The organism is Sinorhizobium arboris LMG 14919 (assembly GCF_000427465.1).
Lineage (GTDB): Bacteria > Pseudomonadota > Alphaproteobacteria > Rhizobiales > Rhizobiaceae > Sinorhizobium > Sinorhizobium arboris.
In genome coordinates this window covers 440,573-458,924 of record NZ_KE386497.1, presented here as the reverse complement: position 1 = coordinate 458,924, position 18,352 = coordinate 440,573, and the positions used below count along the sequence as shown (strand labels likewise).

Annotated in this window: 12 protein-coding genes and 5 pseudogenes; 11 read left to right on the top strand and 6 right to left on the bottom strand. The window is 55.4% G+C overall.

Going from position 1 to position 18,352, the window contains the following annotated elements; translation table 11 throughout:
* Positions 1–118 precede the first annotated feature (118 nt).
* The 3 genes and pseudogenes from SINAR_RS01000000134355 to SINAR_RS01000000134350 form a co-directional block, all read right to left on the bottom strand.
* Positions 119–1,552: a hypothetical protein gene (locus SINAR_RS01000000134355; protein ID WP_033058259.1), complete on the bottom strand. Its 1,434-nt coding sequence runs from the start codon at positions 1,550–1,552 to the stop codon at positions 119–121.
* On the bottom strand, positions 1,549–2,619 hold the full coding sequence (locus tag SINAR_RS0131060) for a DUF2252 family protein (protein ID WP_028002650.1): 1,071 nt from the start codon (positions 2,617–2,619) through the stop codon (positions 1,549–1,551). The genes SINAR_RS01000000134355 and SINAR_RS0131060 overlap by 4 nt, the downstream gene beginning before the upstream one ends.
* Before the next feature lie 195 nt (positions 2,620–2,814).
* Positions 2,815–3,404: pseudogene (locus SINAR_RS01000000134350) on the bottom strand (SOS response-associated peptidase family protein).
* Positions 3,405–3,462: 58 nt separating this feature from the next.
* Here SINAR_RS01000000134350 and SINAR_RS01000000134345 point away from each other — a divergent pair.
* Positions 3,463–3,961: pseudogene (locus tag SINAR_RS01000000134345) on the top strand (SOS response-associated peptidase family protein).
* On the opposite strand, the gene dinB reads toward SINAR_RS01000000134345, so the two are convergent.
* Both dinB and SINAR_RS1000000138020 read right to left on the bottom strand, forming a co-directional pair.
* Positions 3,958–5,049, bottom strand: a complete 1,092-nt coding sequence (gene dinB / locus SINAR_RS1000000137460; protein ID WP_028002649.1) for a DNA polymerase IV — start codon at positions 5,047–5,049, stop codon at positions 3,958–3,960. The pseudogene SINAR_RS01000000134345 and the gene dinB overlap by 4 nt on opposite strands.
* Positions 5,050–5,052: 3 nt before the next feature.
* Positions 5,053–5,337: a hypothetical protein gene (locus tag SINAR_RS1000000138020; protein WP_084617838.1), complete on the bottom strand. Its 285-nt coding sequence runs from the start codon at positions 5,335–5,337 to the stop codon at positions 5,053–5,055.
* On the opposite strand from SINAR_RS1000000138020, the pseudogene SINAR_RS1000000136165 reads away from it, so the two are divergent.
* Positions 5,306–5,546: pseudogene (locus SINAR_RS1000000136165) on the top strand (IS66 family transposase); the annotation flags it as partial. The gene SINAR_RS1000000138020 and the pseudogene SINAR_RS1000000136165 sit on opposite strands and share 32 nt — an antisense overlap.
* 51 nt (positions 5,547–5,597) lie before the next feature.
* On the opposite strand, the pseudogene SINAR_RS01000000134340 reads toward SINAR_RS1000000136165, so the two are convergent.
* Positions 5,598–6,621 (bottom strand): annotated as a pseudogene (locus tag SINAR_RS01000000134340) (IS110 family RNA-guided transposase).
* A 36-nt stretch (positions 6,622–6,657) separates the two neighbouring features.
* Between SINAR_RS01000000134340 and SINAR_RS0131030 the strand changes: the two are divergent.
* The 9 genes and pseudogenes from SINAR_RS0131030 to SINAR_RS0130990 form a co-directional block, all read left to right on the top strand.
* Positions 6,658–6,954: pseudogene (locus SINAR_RS0131030) on the top strand (IS66 family transposase); the annotation flags it as partial.
* Positions 6,955–7,335: 381 nt separating this feature from the next.
* Entirely contained in the window at positions 7,336–7,584 is a 249-nt protein-coding gene (locus SINAR_RS0131025) for an Os1348 family NHLP clan protein (protein ID WP_028002647.1), read from the top strand.
* Positions 7,585–7,647: 63 nt separating this feature from the next.
* Positions 7,648–8,649: a radical SAM/SPASM domain-containing protein gene (locus tag SINAR_RS1000000138600; protein ID WP_150824046.1), complete on the top strand. Its 1,002-nt coding sequence runs from the start codon at positions 7,648–7,650 to the stop codon at positions 8,647–8,649.
* Positions 8,639–10,648, top strand: coding sequence for a RiPP maturation radical SAM C-methyltransferase (locus tag SINAR_RS01000000134335; RefSeq protein WP_050577630.1), 2,010 nt, complete (start codon positions 8,639–8,641; stop codon positions 10,646–10,648). The genes SINAR_RS1000000138600 and SINAR_RS01000000134335 overlap by 11 nt, the downstream gene beginning before the upstream one ends.
* Positions 10,638–12,038, top strand: a complete 1,401-nt coding sequence (locus tag SINAR_RS0131010; RefSeq protein WP_028002646.1) for a clostripain-related cysteine peptidase — start codon at positions 10,638–10,640, stop codon at positions 12,036–12,038. Before SINAR_RS01000000134335 ends, SINAR_RS0131010 begins: the two co-directional genes overlap by 11 nt.
* Positions 12,039–12,099: 61 nt before the next feature.
* Positions 12,100–13,257, top strand: a complete 1,158-nt coding sequence (locus SINAR_RS01000000134330; RefSeq protein ID WP_050577629.1) for a patatin-like phospholipase family protein — start codon at positions 12,100–12,102, stop codon at positions 13,255–13,257.
* A 166-nt stretch (positions 13,258–13,423) separates the two neighbouring features.
* Complete coding sequence (locus SINAR_RS1000000134840; protein WP_150824047.1) at positions 13,424–15,556, top strand: gluzincin family metallopeptidase; 2,133 nt, start codon at positions 13,424–13,426, stop codon at positions 15,554–15,556.
* Positions 15,544–17,145, top strand: coding sequence for a ComEC/Rec2 family competence protein (locus SINAR_RS0130995; RefSeq protein WP_028002645.1), 1,602 nt, complete (start codon positions 15,544–15,546; stop codon positions 17,143–17,145). The genes SINAR_RS1000000134840 and SINAR_RS0130995 overlap by 13 nt, the downstream gene beginning before the upstream one ends.
* 513 nt (positions 17,146–17,658) lie before the next feature.
* The gene (locus SINAR_RS0130990) at positions 17,659–18,186 is read left to right on the top strand and encodes a hypothetical protein (protein ID WP_028002644.1); all 528 of its coding nucleotides are present in this window, start codon (positions 17,659–17,661) and stop codon (positions 18,184–18,186) included.
* Positions 18,187–18,352 lie beyond the last annotated feature (166 nt).

Genomic DNA, 18,352 nt, shown 5'->3' with positions numbered 1-18,352 from the left:
TTCTCTTCTGAATTGTACAATAAAATGCCTTTGGCACGAGCTTGAATAAATCGATGCGACGCTGACGGAGTCCTCTGCCCAACCGTCCAACACTGACACCTGACCGGTCTCCCGAACCTCACCTTTCCTTCAGCTTCAGCGCCTTACGAAGCTCGGAGATGTGGTGCGGCACGGCCGCACCAGCGGACCATCTCCGGGGAAGCGTCCAGTACTTTGTGTGAGTGAAGAATGGAGGCCAGAACTTCCAGCCGACCGTTCCGTCTTTTGGTTCTGGCATTACAGCGATATCGCGAATGCCGGAAAACGTCCTGCCGTTCACGGCCAGGTCGAACTGTTTGCCGACTGGACCGGAAATGATGTCCCCCCAGAGGATAGCTCTGTGACGGGAGTAGATGTTTGTCCATCGTGTAAATGCGAATAGAGCCGCGTGGTGGGGCAGGCGCGGGGCAGCGGCATCATCATCGGTCCGATAGGACATGTGCCGCTTCTTGGTGGTCGCATCATATTCCAGTGTTGGGGGGCAGGTCGGCAGGATGCGCCGTTCCTGGGCCTTCCTGAGAGCCGGCTTGTCGTAGGCAAGGAGGAACTCCGCGTGCGCCAGTGGTGACCCAAGTGTTACGAAATCCGAAACGATCCAGGGATTCCCTTGCGCGTTCAACTCTTTTCTGCAGAGCGCCTGCTGCGCCTGATATGCATCGAGATCCACGTCTTGTTGCTGACGCGCATCAGCCAATTGCGGTTCCAATCCAGTCGCCCGGCGAATGAGAACCTCCATCTTCGCGAGCTCCGGCTGGTCTTCTGCCGCGGTCATTCTCGTGTTTAGGCGCGCGAAACTATGAGTGAGGATGTCGTAAGCCACGATCGTTCCCAACGAGTGCGCCGCGACCACGATCCGATCGTACTCGGACGTGACTGTTGTCCCGTCGGGCTTGATACCCATCAGCGATTCTAGGAGCTGCACTCCCTTCTCGCGAATTTCCTGGCGGCGAGCGACATTTGGTGGACTCGCCTTCACGTAGCGGGCAACGTCACCAAAGTATTTTAGCAGGAACGTGTTCACGAGACCGCCGACGGAAAGGCTTGCAACGCCTCCCAACACCGCCCAGTACCAGGCCTTGCCTTCGGACGGTAGAAGCGACAGGAGGAAGCAGGTGACCGCAGCGATTGTGATGATCCAAAGAACAGTCCAAGCGAGGCCGAGCCCTTGCGGCACCCGACGCGGTGAGCGCCAGAGAAGATCTTTCATCCAGGCTCGAAAATGCTCGAACGAGGTTCCCTCCATGAGATGGGCCCAATAGAATTCGTAGAAGTGGGTGGAACCACGTCCCGGAAGGCTCTCTGTTGCCAGACGTCGAAGCTCGTAGGAACGGCTATACTCGTCCGGCTTGAACCAGATCGCGTTCGTCGTTCGTTTCGCGCCCGTAGAAGAATCAGGACGATTAGCATCAATGAGGTCAGAGTCAGTAGCCCACACTGACTCCGAGAAACTCATGAGCGTGTCCATCGGAATTTGCTCACCCATGCCATGGATCACGACGACTGCCTGTTTCATGCGTCCCCCTGCTGAAAGCGCTTCCACTTTTCGAAGTCCTTCATCACGAATTCTTCCGCAGCCTTCGAGGCGTTGTGCAGCCAATTCGACTCGCGTCTGGCGAGGTCGCTGTTGATGTCGTTGGCGCTTACTTTTCCCGCAAGATGGATCGCTGCCAGATCTGCTCCCATTGCTGCCAAAAGGTCCGGCCCATAGGCCCAAGCGTCTACTTTACTGAGGTCGATCTTTTGCGAATCCGATGCAATACGGCGGACGACGAAGTCAGAACGAACTTTCAGGAACGGGTCCGGTGAGCGATAGCGCCCGGTTGAGACGACCTGAAACAGTCCGACGGGGCCGATCTTTCCATTCGCCCACTCCCAAGCCGACGGAACCAGTGCTTTTGCCTCACGCACGACGCTTCCGCCATTCCAGGTGCCGATCGCAAGGTAGCGCGGACGTCCAAGTGAACCGCCGCCGCGCTGCCAGGTTCGGAAGATAATGTCGCGGGTGCCGGCGGGAAGCTGCTCCCTCAACAAGTCGGAAGTCTGGGGCGGCGGCACCACTGCGGCAGCCCCACTCAACTCGGTCCGAAAGGAGTCGATCTTAGTTGCAGGTCGGTTTACCAGCGCCTGCATCCAAGGAACCCTGTCATCAATGAAAAATGGGCCGGGCGCTTCAAGGCCGCGCCGATAACCCTCGACGATAGCTTCAACCCGAGCCTTCTCACTGCCCGGTAAATCCGGGGCAAGGCGAGCACTTGTTGCAAGACGCACGAGATCGCAGACGTACGGGAGCGTGGCGGCCTCGTCGAAGTCGTTGACGCCCCAAACCAGGCGTCCTTCCTCGTCCCGCCATGTGCCCCAGTTTTCGATATGAGCGTCGCCGACGTTCATCACCAAAGGCCCGCCACCCAATTCGGGCAGCCAGTCAAACAGCTTGCGAGCGAAACGGAAGCATGTCGCGCGAAAGAACTTGAACGGATCGCGCGCCATCCGTTCGTGCTTTTCATCAAGCCCCGCCTCCACGACGTCGCACTGCGTCGCGAGCCAATCCTCATACTTCTTGACTTGATCGACTATCGACACGGAAAATCTCAGTTGAGTAAAGCTTAAAGATGAAACGCCACCTACTGAGGCAGCTACCAGTACGTTATATATCAATAAAATGCAATCAATACCGCCATCTAGGTGGACTGATATAGAGGCTTTTGAAGTGGTTTCGTTCACAGGCCGCCGACCTGCGCTGAATTTGTCCTTTGAACGCCGGTACGGAACTGGCGATCAGCCGACCTGTTCCACCACCAGCGCGCCCGCCGGAAGCGACCTGATCAGCGATTTCGCGGAAACCGCCGGATTGAGCCACGCGGCCCATGAGTCACGCTCCAGGATAACGATCTGCCGGTCCTGGTATGGCGCGATGTCCGGCCCGGGCTCCATCGTCGCATGGTGAAGGCCTGTCCGACATCCGGCGTGTCGCGCCATATGCCGGCGATGCAGAAGATCGGCTCATCCTTCTTCGTGAACAGCCATTTGTCCTTGCGCTTCTTCTTCGGGTCCTTCGGCTCGGCGAACTCGTAGAAGCCGTCGGCGGTGATCAGGCAGCGATTGGAACTGAACTCGCGTCCTTCCGACCGGAAATTATACACCGGACGCTTGTTCGGCCCCGGCCAGCTCCAGCGCCGCTGCACGAGCTCGGCCTCATCCCGGGTCCCGTCGATCGTTCTGACGATTGGACCGATATCGGTGATCTTGATGTCCTCGCGTGGCTGCAGGTTCGGCGCGCCTTCGCCTAAGCGAATCTTGATCTTGAGCTCGGCGAAGTCCTCGACGATAGAGGCGACATCCACCATCAGCCGATAATCATTGCACATGTGTCCTCCGTCTCAGGGTTTGGTTTTGTGGGAATGTCGTTCCTGATATGTTCCATCTATGATGAGTGCGACCGTTTTCCAGTCCGACGCCCCGCTTGATGAGCGCCGCGTGATCATAAGGCGCCATGACGGCGATGTGGAGATGGTTGAACTGCCATGGGGCCTGCGGCCCCGCGACGGCGGTCTGCGCGCCGTGAACGTCGTTCGGTCGGAAGGGAGGACGTTTCCCACCGCACCGCTGCCTGGTGCCGGCCTTGGAGTTTCGCCATAGGAGCTTCAGCTTCTCGCTCGTAAATGGCGACTGGTTCTACTTCGCGGCGATCTGGCGGCCGGCGATAGAAGACTGGCCGGCGTCCTATGCCATCCTGACGATCGAGGCGAATGCCGATCTCGCGCCGTTTCACGACCGGCAGTTGGCGGTGCTGACACGCGATCAACGCCTGGCCTGGCTCGACGGATTTGTGCCTGAGGACGAAATCCTCCGTCCGCTGCCGGCAGGGACATTCCGGGTCAAGCGCCATTCGATCGATCCAGCCCAGCCGATGCTGGCCGTCTAAAGCGCCAGCCGCAACTGCGGCGCCACCCCAAACGTCCGCCGTTCCAGCGATGACAACGTGACGCCGAGCAGGCGGATTCCTCTGCGTGGCGGGAAGATCGGCGCGAGAAGCAGGCCGACCACCTCCTCGAGATCGCCGATCGTTTGCAGAGGTGCCGGAACCGTCTTGCTCCGGGTGATCTGGCTGAAGTCGGCATACTTGACCTTGAGCTTCACCGTCTTGGCGCCGATCTCGTTGGCCTCGCAATAGCCCCATACCTTCTCGATCAGCGGCTGAAGACCTTCGCGCGCCGGGCCGTAGGACTGGATGTCCTCGGAGAACGTGTCCTCCGCGCCGACGGATTTCCGCACCCGGTCCGGCTTGACCTGGCGATTATCGATGCCGCGGGCGATCCCATAGAAATAGGGTCCCGACTTCCCGAAATGCTCGACCAGAAACTCGAGTGTCTTGTCCTTGAGGTCTGCGCCCGTCTCGATCCCCAGCCGGTGCATCTTCTCGGCCGTTGTGGGACCTACGCCATGGAATTTCTTGACGGGGAGCGCCTCGACGAAGGCTTGGCCGTTCTTCGGCGTGATGACAGCCTGACCATTGGGCTTGTTCAGGTCGGATGCCATCTTGGCGAGGAACTTGTTGTAGGAAATCCCGGCCGACGCATTGAGGCCAGTGACCTGCTTGATCTTCGCCCGGATCTCCGCGGCAATCTCGGTGGCGATCTCCATGTCCTTCAGGTTTTCGGTGACGTCGAGGTAGGCCTCGTCGAGCGAGAGTGGCTCGATCATCGGCGTGTATTCGGCGAAGATCGCGCGGATCTGCAACGAGACGGCCTTGTAGACGTCAAAGCGCGGTCTGACGAAGATGAGGTCGGGGCATTTCCGTTGAGCGGTCACCGAAGGCATCGCCGAATGAACGCCGAACTTGCGTGCCTCGTAGTTGGCGGCCGCCACCACGCCGCGGGCAGCAGGATAGCCGACGGCAACCGGCAGGCCCCTGAGTTCCGGATTGTCGCGCTGTTCGACTGATGCATAGAAGGCATCCATGTCCACATGTATGATCTTGCGCGGGCGCTCGTTGCCTTCGTCGTTTGTCATCGCCTAGCTTCCATCAGCTCCCTCAGCCAAACATGGGAAGTGCGCGCCGCATTTGTCACCCTCCGGCGTTTGCATGCGCTCGCAGCCCATCGCCGTGCGCCGGCGGATCACCGCGAAGCTCACACTGGCGCCGAATGCTTTCACCAACAGCTTGCGCTCAACTGCGCAGTGGCGATGACATGGGCGACAGAGGAATTCAATGATCGGCTCGCGGTGATCCCTCAGTTTCGGAAGGTTCGTTAAGCTGGACTCATCACTTGATGTGGTGCCGGCGGAGTTGCGCGTCATCGTCACGCGCCGCCCCAAGTATGTCTTCAAAAATGAGGACGGCGTCATCCAGGGCACCGGCGCCGGCGCACATCATCGAAGGCGGCATTCCGACGGAAGCGCTGCTGGCCCAGATCGCTGTCTCCAAAGCCGATGGCCTGCCGCTCTACCAGCAGGAGGCGATCTACGCTCGCGACAAGGTCGAGCTCGACCGCAAGCTGATGGCGCAATCCTCCGTAGACCTCACCACACTCCCGACGTCTCGCGGCCCCGGTTCTGCCTTATGCAGCGGCAGATGTCGGAGCTTGATAGACGCCACCACGGGCCATCAGAGCCCAAGCGGTGCGCGCCAGTTTATTCGCCAACGCTACCGCGACAAGCTTCGGCGGCTTCTTCAAAAGCACTCTTGCTAGCCAGGAGCCGGCAGGCGCTCCATATCGTCTTGCCCAACGCACCACGGCGGTAGCGCCAAGAACAAGAATACGTCGAAGATCTCGTTGCCCATTTTGGATACTTTACCGAGCCTGTCCTTGCCTCCGGACGAATTCTGCTTAGGCGTGAGGCCAATCCAAGCCGCAAAATCACGACCCTTGCTGAAGATCTCGACTGATGGAGCTAAGGCTTCCATAGCGGTCGCGCAAATAGCACCGATGCCTGGAATGGTCATCAAACGGGAAGCGACATCGTCTTGTCTAGCGCGCGTCCGGAGATCTGCCTCTACCACGGCAATCTTCTCTGAAAGAAATGCAACCTGCTCCAGCAAGCCGTCGCAAAGGATCCGCGCAGCCTCAGGCAGGTCGGGGTGAGTTGCGACGAGTTCCCTCAAGTTGGGAAGGTGTTTGATACCCTGCGGCACAATCAACCCGTACTCCATGAGATGTCCGCGTAGTGCGTTGACTGTATGTGTGCGCTGTCGCACCAACAGGTTCCGAACCTTGAATGCCATGGATGAAGCCTGCTTCTCTGCGCTCTTCACCGTTACAAATCTCATCGTGGGACGCGATGCCGCTTCCGCGATTGCCTCAGCGTCAGCAGCATCGTTCTTCTGGCGTTTGACAAAAGGCTTCACATAGGAAGGATTGATCAGTCTGATCTCATGCCCCAGCTTGCCAATCTCCCGTCCCAATAATGGGCGCTGGCGCAGGCTTCCATCGCGACTACGCAGATCGGGAGCTTGGCTAAAAACTCAAGCAACCTTCCGCGGCTCAGCTTCTTGCGTAGGACCGCCGCTCCATCGGGGCCTGCGCCGTGGATATGGAATACGTTCTTTGCCAGATCCAAACCAACGATGGTAATCTCGTTCATGGACGTCCTCCTTGCAGGTCCTAACACACCCGCACTTTGGCACATTTGATGCCGTCGGGGGGCGTCCACTCCACCGGCTATGCCGCCTACCACAAGCTGGTCCGCTCCGATCGCGGCAATGACGGCATCACATTGGCTGGCTGCTGGTTGCAAAGCCGGCGGAGGTTTTATGAGCTGCATGTCGCGGAAAGCTCGAAGGTCGCAATTGAGACGGTCGAGCGTATGGTGAAGCTCTGGCAGATCGGAAGACCGTGCGCGGGCAAAGCCCTGGATGCTCGTGTCGCAGCGCGTCAGGAGGCCTCCGCGGCGATCGTCACCGACCTCTTCGCCCTCTGACAGTCAACCCTGCCACCGGTCTCCGTCACATTGAAATTGGCTGAGGCGCTCCTTAGGGGATCTTGCGGCGGCCTTGTATTCAGGGGCGTTTAGCAACTGCTCGTGGTAGCGACAAAATACCAGCTCTGCCTGGCTGCGGAAATGCTATTGTATATACCCTAGGCCCCAACGCCCTACTACAAAATTCCAGGACCGGGGGATTGACCTTAGAACGCATCCTGCTATTTTAGCAATTGCTAGTTGACGGCTTATGCTTTCCTACCCGGGGGCAACGAACGCTTTGGACGCCATGCAGAGTCCAAGCGAAGCTAATGCGCAAAACATCATTCGGCATAATGCTTTTGCAATTGACTTCACAGTTATACTTTGGAGGTCGAAATGCCAGCGACTGCACGCGATATTACGCTTGAAGACGTCCAAGAAATCCTTGGCCGAGCCTTGGTCGATGCCGAATTTCGTGAGGCTTTGCTCAAGGATCCAGAAGCGGCCTTCATGGTACTTGGGCTGAACATGTCTCAGGATTCGATAAACTTCTTCCGGGCGCTGAATGACCAAACATTCTTAGCTGCCGCGAATACTGTCGAAAATCGTCTGGGCGGGCGCCCAGTGATAGGGGCGTGGCTCTAAGAGCCCCGCTCACCGATAATTTGCCGCTTTCGGATATCTGACGCTAGCAGAAACGGGGCAGCGATGGGCGCAGGATATAAGCACCCGCTGGAAACGCTGGCGATTATGCCAAGCTGGAAGTGTGATGTTGTCTGTCATCACTGCGTCTTCAGTTCTGCGCCTTCCATAAATGAGCGGCTGAGCCTAGATGACATCACTGAGGCTATCAAGGAGGTAGCTGCAGTGTCGACTGTGAAGCGCATAACCCTGTCTGGGGGAGAGGCGTTCCTCGACTTTGATTATCTAACTTCGATTGCGCGAGTTACGCACTCGTGTGGCTTGCTTTTCAGGGTCGTGACCAACGGCTCCTTCGCTGTGGACCGGGTTACTGCCGAGCGAGCCATAGGATCACTAGCATCAATAGGAATCGAAGCAATTAGTTTGAGCTGGGACCAGTACCACTCGAGGTTCATAGATCCCGCGCGGATTCGCAATGCAATTTGTGCCTGCCGCAAGTACGGCGTGAGCGTTCGGTTGACGGCAGTGGTTAGTAAGGTGTCAAGCCTGTCATCAGCGTTGGAACTTCTCGGTGACGAAGCGTTCGAATTGCCGATAACACAAGTCAAGTGTCTTCCGGTGGGGCGGGCTGAAAGAAAGGTCAAACCCGGAGACCTGTTGCCGCCTGCTCCGACGGATCTGAAGCGCGCTTGTAGGGCAGACTTTGACACAATGTCTCTGACGCCCAACGGCGACGTTTTCCCATGCTGCGCCGTGGGAGGATTTACGGACGGAATTCGCTTAGGTCGATACCCCGACGAATCTATAAAGTCCTTGCTTACACGGAGGGATCGCGACCTTTTTTGGATTGTTTTAGCATCACAAGGTCCTCAGTTCTTTGTCGAACGCATGACGGAAGCAGAGAAAGTTAAACTGGGGCTCGTGCCTGGCGCTTTGCACGATTGTGTTGTCTGCCATCGTCTCTTCCGAGATCCAGCTGGAGCACAAGTTGCGGTTCGGGTCACCGCGCGGTTGAGAGAACAAGCTTCGCTCATATGGACAGAATTGGTATCGACCGATGCGCCATGAGGACCAAGCCTCAACTTACATATACCAGCAGCCGCGCTCCCAGCGTGGCGACGTCATTCTACTCTCGATGCCAATGGCATCCTTGAATCATCCCACGATCGGCCTCTCTCTTTTAAAGAGCGCGCTTCGCCGAAACGGCTATCACGCTGCGATCCGACATTTTTTCTTGGATTTCGCTGAATATGTGGGCCCGGCGGCATACTGCGACATCAATGATGACCGATATTTTCTCGCACTTGTCGGTGAATGGCTATTTTCAGCGGCCGCGCACGGTGACGTCTCAACAGACGACATAGGTTACATCTCACGTATTCTATGCGGCGAGTACAGGCATCTTGTTGATGCTCGTAAGGTGTTGAACATCTTAGAATCCCGGAAGAAGATATCTGGATTTCTCGACCATTGCATGGCTGCGATAGACTGGGAAGCATACGCGGTCGTCGGGTTTTCGTCGTCATTTCAGCAGACGATGGCCTCATTAGCGCTCGCCAAACGTATTAAGGAGAGATACCCGAATAAGTTTATTGTTTTTGGGGGAGCCAACTGTGAAGACGAAATGGGGACTGAGCTCCATCGTCTGTATCCTGTGATTGATGCTGTCGTAGGTGGCGAGGCCGAAATAACTTTTCCAGAACTCGTCAAGAGGTACCTCAACCGGGAGAATCTAGCCGGGTTACCCGGTGTGACAGTAAGGGATAGTGAGAAGGCAATCCATGCCCAAGGTCCATCACTCCCGATAGTCGATCTCGATGACTTACCGTTTGTGGATTACGACGACTTCTACGCTGATCGCCATCGAGCCCCTAATGTTTCAAAGTCCTTTGATGCCGTGCCTCTTTTTGAAAGCGCACGGGGATGTTGGTGGGGCCAGAAGCATCACTGCACATTCTGTGGTCTCAACGCTTTGGGAATGACGTACCGAAGCAAGAGTCAAGAGCGAGCCTATTCAGAGCTTCTCGGCATAGCCAATCGATACGGACGAGAGATTCTTGTCGTAGATAACATTCTAAATACAAAATACTTCAACCATTTTTTGCCGCGTCTCGCCAGAACGTTACCCCCACTGCTCATGCACTATGAGGTAAAAGCAAACCTACGAGCATCTCAGCTGTCAGTTCTCGCTCGCGCCGGCGTTCGGAAAATTCAGCCAGGCATAGAATCGTTTAGCACAAACGTCCTTCGCCTCATGCGAAAGGGCACTACCATGCTGCGAAACGTCCAAACCCTAAAGCTTGCTGCTGAGGCAGGCATTTATGTTGAATGGGGTCACTTGTATGGATTTCCCGGTGAGACCATAGATGATTATCGTTGCGTGTTGGGTTTGATCCCGTTTCTCACCCACTTGTCCCCCCCCAGTGGCGTTACCCGCGTCCGGGCCGACCGCTTTAGCCCGTACTTCAATGAACCGTCCGCATTTAACATTTCGATTCGACCATTACCCGCCTACGCACATATTTATAGCTCGGTTGGCTCATCCATTCAGAAGCTGGCATATCATTTTGACATCGAAAAGCCTGATGACCACCATTTCGAGCCAATCCATCAGGAACTTCACACGGCTTTGGAGAGATGGGACGCCCACGCCGCGACATCAGCGCTTTCGCTTCGGGAAAACAACGATGGAGAGGCGGTTGTCCGTGACTGTCGAGTTGGAACTGGCAACAATTTGCTTCGGCTCACTCGTCCTGCCACGCGAGCACTTGCTTTCGCGGCTGAAATCCAGGGAGTGCAAGGAATCCGCGACAAACTTGGCCGAGAATTTGGGGCATCGGTCGCTTCCGAGACGATCGAGGAACTACTTAGCCTGCATTTGCTCCTTCGTGAGGGCCAAGATGTATTGTCGCTGGCTCTTCGCCAGCCTGGATTCGAAAGAGCGCCCCTAAAGACAGAAATTAGAGACTCTTTGGAACATTCGTACTTCCACAGATCATCGGCGTTTCTGCCGCATGACGGGGGTGAACATGAAACGGTGGACTATACTATTATTCATGGCTGCTGATAACGATCTTGACCGCTTTGCTGTCAAAGATCTTCACGAAATGGAGTTAGTTGGATCTACTGACCAGGTCGATTTAATTGTTCAGGTTGACCGATACGGCGACGGCACAAGAGGACCGGCGCTGCGGGGGCCGATCATAAAAGACCCGAACTGGCAGCCCTATGATTTCAGGTTCATTTCGCCCTTGAATGAAATCGGTGAAACTAACACCGGTGATCCGTCTGTTCTCCAAGCGTTCATCGAATGGGGTGTATTGAACCACCCTGCCGAACGATATGCTCTGGTTATCTGGAACCATGGAAGCGGCTGGAAGCCGGAGTTTATATACGAGCAGGCAGAGGAAGTTGCCGGTGAGCGCTTGGCGCGGGCGATGCGCCATGTTGATCTTGCGGACCGCTACAAACGACGTCTTCAACGAATTCTATTTCGAAAAAATGCTAAGGAAGTTGTGACCGACTTCATTGGACGTACTCTCGTGCCGCTTATCGCCGCACCTGAGCGCCGATTCCTGGTCGGCAGGGATGCTCTGCTAACATCGCTGCAGCGCTCATCGGCGCGACCTCCGATGTTGTCTCTGCGGGAAAGGGATCGGAATGAGCTGGATCGCGAGCTAGAGTTGCTGGTTGATCGAGCTATTGGTCTTGACGAGACGTCCCAGCACGACGCCCTGGACAGTATCGAACTAAAGAACGCTTTGGTTGGAGCAATTAATCATATCGCCCAGAGCAGGGGCACACCCTTCAAGTTCGACATTCTGGGCTTTGATGCGTGCCTGATGGCGGGACTGGAGGTCGCCTTCCAAGTTAGAAATTTATCGTCGTTTGTTGTTGCTTCCGAAGAAATTGAGCCAGCGATCGGTTGGCGTTACGACCTGCTCGTGAACTCCATTGCGGCTGCCGATGGAAACATCAGCGCGCGGGATTTGTCCAGTGCTATGGTCGCTTCCTACATAGAAGGAATGCGGGATTATCGAATACGGCTGGTTACCCAGTCTGCTATAGACATGGAGCAAATTGAAGGTCTCGCAATGGCACTTGGCTCACTTGGCGAACTCATTTCTGAGATGATCGCACCAGAGTACATCTTACTAGCAAAAAGCGAAAAGAACGCCACTCGTTTTTATGACACTGATTTTCTGGACCTAGGACACTTTGCGACAATACTCAAGGACCATAAGAATGATCAACGCATCGAGAATTTCTTAAACGCACTTCAACACTCCGTTATTAGTTCAGAGTTCTTATTTGGACGTGAACGACAGAAGCCAACGGGGCTCTCGGTCTACTTCCCAACAAAACCTATTTATGATGGAGCGTACGCAAGTCTTGATCTCACAAACCAAATTAGTGGCTGGTCAGACGCAATTAAACAGTACCACTTTTTATCTTAGACCCCTGCTACTACGCGTTGCATGTCGCTTTTGGCTTTCAGGATGACAGTGGAGGCGCATTATGGCAGACGATGAGGCAACCGATCTTGACTCCGATCAGAGCAACGTAACTTCACTGATCGACGGTGAAAAACTGGAAGATGCAATCGGCCTCTGCCTGTCTGGTGGGGGATACCGTGCGCTGCTCTTCCATGCCGGCGCAATTTTTCGACTGAATGAATTAGGCTTGTTAAACAAACTCGATCGAGTGTCTAGCGTTTCCGGCGGCTCAATGGCCGCAGCCGCACTCGCAGTAGCCTATGGCAAATTTTCTTTCGATCCAAACGGCCGCGTAACCAATTTGCGCGAGACGTTTCTGGAACCGGTGCTCTCCCAAGCGGATGACTCCATCGACATTGCATCAGGTTTTGCAGGGTTGAATCCGTTCACGTCGGCAGCCGAGGAAGCTGCTAGGAGCTACGATCGAAATCTGACGCACGGTTCGACGCTGTCTCAACTCCCAGTGAAGCCGCGTTTTGTTTTCAATGCGACCAATCTGATGACAGGGAGCGCATTTCGTTTTCAGCGCGCATATATTGCGGATTACAAGATTGGCCAGTTCACGGGGCTGGACCTGAGACTGGCAGATGTTGTTGCAGCCTCAGCGGCGTTTCCACCGTTTCTCTCGCCTGCAATAGTCAATCTTTCACCGGGAACGATAGAGGCGCACACGAAGGGTAAAATGGCGACCGCGCCCTACACCGAGAAAGCTATACTTACGGATGGTGGCGTCTACGACAACTTGGGCACCGAGACAGTCTGGCGACGTTGCCGAACCGTGCTTGTGAGTGATGCCGGCCACCCTTTTAGTTTCGAAGACGAGCCAAAGCAGAACTGGCTCCAACAATCTCTTCGAGTGCTCGATATTGCAATGGATCAGTCTCAGAATTTGCGCGAGCGGATTCTCTCCCATGCTTACAAAACAGGCGCCAGACAAGGCGCGATGTGGCAATTGAGTACCGGCGTTGATGATAAGAGCCAGCGGCCACCTTTGCTTACCGAAACTGAATTTGACGAGGCGAGGAGTATTTCAACTCGACTCTGGCGAATGCCCAAGCGGACGCAAACCCTACTGCTCAAAGCTGGCTATGCGCACGCCGCGTCGCGACTGAGGACATATTTTGGACCTGCGGCGGGTGGACCACCGGACGCTCCAGACGGTGACCCTCCCGAGGCATAGCCCAATTTGCGAGCGCATCGCCAATAGGTACGGATCGAACAAGTCGCGGCTGCGTGTGCCCAAGGGGGGGTTAACTAAAATGGCACGAGAGTCTTCGTCGTCTGACCGCAAGCTACGCGTATTCGCGTTTGACCCCAGCTTTGCGCGTAGACTTTCCACATATCAGATGAATGAACTGGTTGTGACGATACCGGGTGAAATGGAGGCCCGTACGGAGCCAGGTCATTTCTCCGGTCCGGTCGGCGAATATTTGGAAGTAATAGACGTCGATCCCGCCAGCGGCTTGTTTTATCCGCCGGTCAATCTGGATGATCCCAAGCTCCTCGTCGGCAATGGGTTGGCACCAACTGAATCCAATCCGCAGTTTCATCAGCAGATGGTGTACGCGGTTGCAATGTCGACAATCGCGGCCTTTGAGAAAGCGCTTGGACGCATTGCCCTTTGGGCGCCACGTGAGAAGAGAGACGATCAAGGCAAGTTCGTATCTGATGAATTCGTCAGGCGCCTAAGAATATATCCCCATGCTCTACGTGAGGCTAACGCCTACTACAGCCCCAGTAAGAAAGCGCTCTTGTTTGGATATTTTGAGGCCGAGGCTGATCACCCTAGCGTTGTCCCCGGAAGCCTCATATTCTCATGTCTTTCGCACGATGTCATTGCACATGAGACCACTCACGCTCTCTTAGACGGCTTGCATCCGCGAATGTCTGAGGTGACCAATCCTGACATGCTCGCCCTGCATGAGGGGTTTGCTGATATTGTCGCGCTCTTCCTGCACTTCTCCTACCCTCAGGTCTTAACCAGCCAGATCGCAAAAACCCGCGGCAATTTGAGGAGCGACCATCTGCTCGGTCAATTGGCGCAGGAGTTTGGACTAGCTCTCGGTCGGGGTGGTGCGCTACGCGATGCCATTGGCGGTCCTGATAGCAATGGTACATGGCAGTTGCGGAAACCGGATCGTGCCGCACTGTCGCGAGCAAAAGGACCACATGCTCGAGGCGCCATTCTGGTAGCAGCTGTGTTTCGAGCGTTTCTGAACATGTATGAGTCGCGAACGGCAGACCTTTTCAGAATTGCGACGCAAGGCACGGGTGTTCTCCCACCCGGAGACATTCATCCCGATTTGGTGAACAGGCTGGCTGAAGCCGCTGCCAAAAGCGCGACCCATCTGCTTGAAATCTGTATTCGCGGTCTGGATTATTGCCCGCCGGTCGACATAACGTTTGGGGATTACCTGAGAGCGATCATCACTGCAGACACTGATCTCTACCCAGAGGACGAACACAACTACAGGGTCGCCATTCTTGAAGCCTTTGTTGAATGGGGGATCGTGCCGCATGGCATGCAAACAGTCTCGCAGTCGACACTCCTTTGGCCCACTCTTCGCGAAGTCGCAGCAGACATGGGAGTGAGCCAGCACAGTCAAGAACTTGAATCCGAGCTTGGCGTGTTAATTGCGGACGCGTCTGCAATCCGCAAGAAGTTAAAAAATCGACCAGATGTATCAACCAACATAAACGATCGATTAGACCGAATGGCCGAACAGATTTCGGCGCTGATGAACAGTGAGATGATGGCGCGGCTTGCCGGTAAGCGCGATCCAAAAGTTCCTGACCGCGAGCTTTCAAAGGTAACAGGAAAATATGAAATCGAGTCCGGACCGCCCCATTCTGCCAGCTCTATTCTGTCACAGAATCTACTCGAACTGGGTTTGGCGGCCGACCGAGAGATCACTTGGCATGCTCAAAATTTCTACGGCCAGTTGTTTTGGGGCCTCTTGACCGATCCGGACAACGCAAAATTGCTGGGCCTGTTAGGCCTTACGCGTGATGCGGAGGCGCCCTCTACCGTGTATCGGAGCAGAGCTACCCGGCTTCCTGCCATCCAGGTTCACTCCGTCCGGATGTCGAACAGACGCGGCACTCGCGGCCAAGTCGAGCGAGAATATGTCGTAGAACTGGTCCAAAGGCGGGCAGGGTTTCTCGACCTCACCAAACAACAAGAAATGGATCGGCGGCCAGAACCTTTTTGGGGCGACGAGAAAGAGCAGATAGACTTTCGTTTCAGGAGGGGCTGCACACTGCTGATTGATGCGCGCAGTTTTCGCGTGCGACGCGTCATTCGCACTCGCGGCGACGTCACGAATAACACTCAACTGGAACAAGTACGCAAATTTCTTGCCAGGAGTAGATCGCGGCCATTGGACGCTTTCCACGTAGTCTCGGACGCAGGTAAGTACGAGGCGTTTGCGATGTTGCATAGACATGTCTCAGAGGAGGACGCGTCATGGCAAGATTGACCCCGTCGGCTGGCAGTATTCTCGTAAGGATGTATCGCCAGGGCCATGGAGACTGCTTCCTTATGGCGTTTCCAGGCGACGACGGCGCGCCCCGGTATGTCTTGATCGACTGCGGCCTGAAGAAAAAATCCGAGATCAATGCCGATTGGCCGATCGAGAAGATTATCAAAGATATTGGTGAAGCGACCGACAATCATATCCATGTCGTCGTGGTCACGCATGAGCATGAGGATCATGTTAGTGGTTTCCTAGCGCGTTCGGTAGACGACCCGACGGCCAAGGCTTGGGACAGCATTGTCATCGACGAGGTGTGGCTTGCTTGGACAGAAGACCGCAATGATGAATTGGCGAACCAATTGCGAAAACGATTCGAGGACACGCTTCTTGCGCTGATTGGCCTTACAGGCGACCCAAGCGGAAATGCGCTTCGGAGCGGCTTGGGGTTCATCGGAGAAGCTCTCGCGTTTCACACTGGTGAAGAAGATGTCGGCATAGAGGTCACCATAAGAGCTGCGCAATTGCAGTCCACTGATCCGAACCTGTCACTACGTGAGGCACAACAGATGGCCATCGCAGGTGTCAGCAATAAAAAAGCGATAAAGTTCATCCGGGACCATGCTGAGAAAGGTGTTAATTTCCTGAGGCCGGACAAAGGGCCTTATGAAGTTCCTGGAGTGAGTGGTCTCCGCGTATTCGCTTTGGGTCCACCACGCGACGCAGCACTCCTACTTTCTTTGGATCCTCAAGGTGCTGAAGAGTTCAGGATGGGTATGGTTAGCGACCGCGAAAGTCGGACGCTGCTCGCTGCCTATGAAGAGGATTCAACGACCGACCGGCCATTTGGCAGACGGTATGGGTTGCAGATATCCGAAATTGCCGGTGCCGCTTCCGACGAAGCTTCGCAGTTTTTCATCTCGCACTATGGATTGAAAGCAACTCCCTCAATGCGGAGGAGCGGGCGCCGTCACCTGCCGCGCGCGCCGCACCCCAATGATTGGCGCAGAATTGACGATGACTGGTTGGGCACCGCTGATGAGCTAGCGCTGCGCTTGAATAGCGAGGTCAACAACACGAGCCTCGTGCTTGCTTTCGAGCTGCCGAATACTGGTAAAGTGCTGCTCTTCGCCGGTGATGCACAACGTGGAAGCTGGGTCTCCTGGAGCAAATTGAGTTGGCGGCCCGATGCTCCGGCAAACGCTATTACGGCGCGGGACCTCCTCTCCAGGTGCGTTCTTTACAAGGTGGGACACCACGGCAGCCACAATGCCACGCTGAACGGGGCCGCATCTGATGACTATGCGAACCTGTCATGGATGGCACAAGACGAGTTTCGCGAAGAATTTACCGCCATGATTCCGGCGAACGAACCTTGGGCTCTGGACCTGAAGCCGGTGCCATGGCGCCACCCGCTGAAAGCGATCTATAACGCGCTTCAAAAGAAAGCGCGTGGGAGGGTTCTACAGAGCGACAAGGGTGCGCCGATCCGACCAGACGATGTATCAGAGGCGGAGTGGGCTAACTTTTCGAAACGGACGAAAACTAAGGACCATTACTTCGAATACGAAATCCATGACAGCTGGTATCAGTGACGTAACCGTACAAGTTACAAAGGTGGTCCGCGATGTTCTTTCTTTACTCAGAATCGACCGTCCTTTGATTCTCCAAGACCGACAAGGCTATTCGCTAGAGTGGACCAAGTCGAGCCGTTGGATATACAAGAGTCTGAAACTGTCATACTGTTCGACTGCGTTAATGCGGACTGGTTCGATCAGCTTGACCGAAAAAAGGGATCCCCTTGTGGCGCATCGCCGTAGGTAATGAGCAAGACTACTCGGGCCCCAATGCTCAGATTTACGCTCTTTGTGTTTGAAATCGGATGCGAAGCGCCTACAATTGCTCGAGGCAAGAGAGGGGAATTTGGTATCATATTGAATTAGGCGAGCCGGAGAGCGGACCGCCGCGGGAACATGCCAGCTCGAGATAACGCGTTGGATATGAAACTCGAGCGCACCTAGATTTCTTTGAACCATTTCTAGGGTGAATGACCGGTGGATCTAACTGGCGGGTGGCGGCAGCGCCGCCGCCCGATGCATGGAGCGGTCATGGCGACAAAAGAACAGATGGACTTCTTCAAATCCGTTTACGAGGAGGAGGAGAAGCGCACGGCGACCCTGCTTGAGCACAGCAGGAGCAATGTGACGCTGGTCACCCTGTATTCCGGCTTCGCATTGTTCGTGCTTGAAAAGCAGGCAGACGGGCTTAGTGCCATGGGCTTCACGCTGTTCGCGGTTGCTCTCGGTGCGATGGCCGCTTCATTTTTCCTGTCACTGCTGGTGACAAACATTGCGACCTATGAAGCCCTGACCGATCCGGAGGAAATTATTGCCAAACTCGGCCCTACTCCGCCGACGAACGAAGAGTTCTTCGATGCACGTATCATCGATTACACAGCTGCCTATCACAGAAATTCTGCTGTGAATGACGGCAAGGCCGAATGGTTGAGTCTGGCCCGTTATGCACTGCTCTTGGGTGTCGTCCTACATGCCTCGTTCTTCGTCTGTACTGTCTGGGGAAGATCCAATGATAAAGAAGTCTCAGCCAACCAATACTTCGTCCTCAAAGTCGCCTGAGGGAAGGGCCGCGCAGAAGCGGAAGCCGCCGAAACAGCAGCCGAAGGAGGGGCACTACGGCGAGAGCCAGATGGCCGCTCTGAAAGCGCGAACGCCCAAAAATAAGAGATAACGCGTCACGAAAGGGTAAGACCGTATGTCCTCCTTCGGGAGTAGGTAGCTCTCC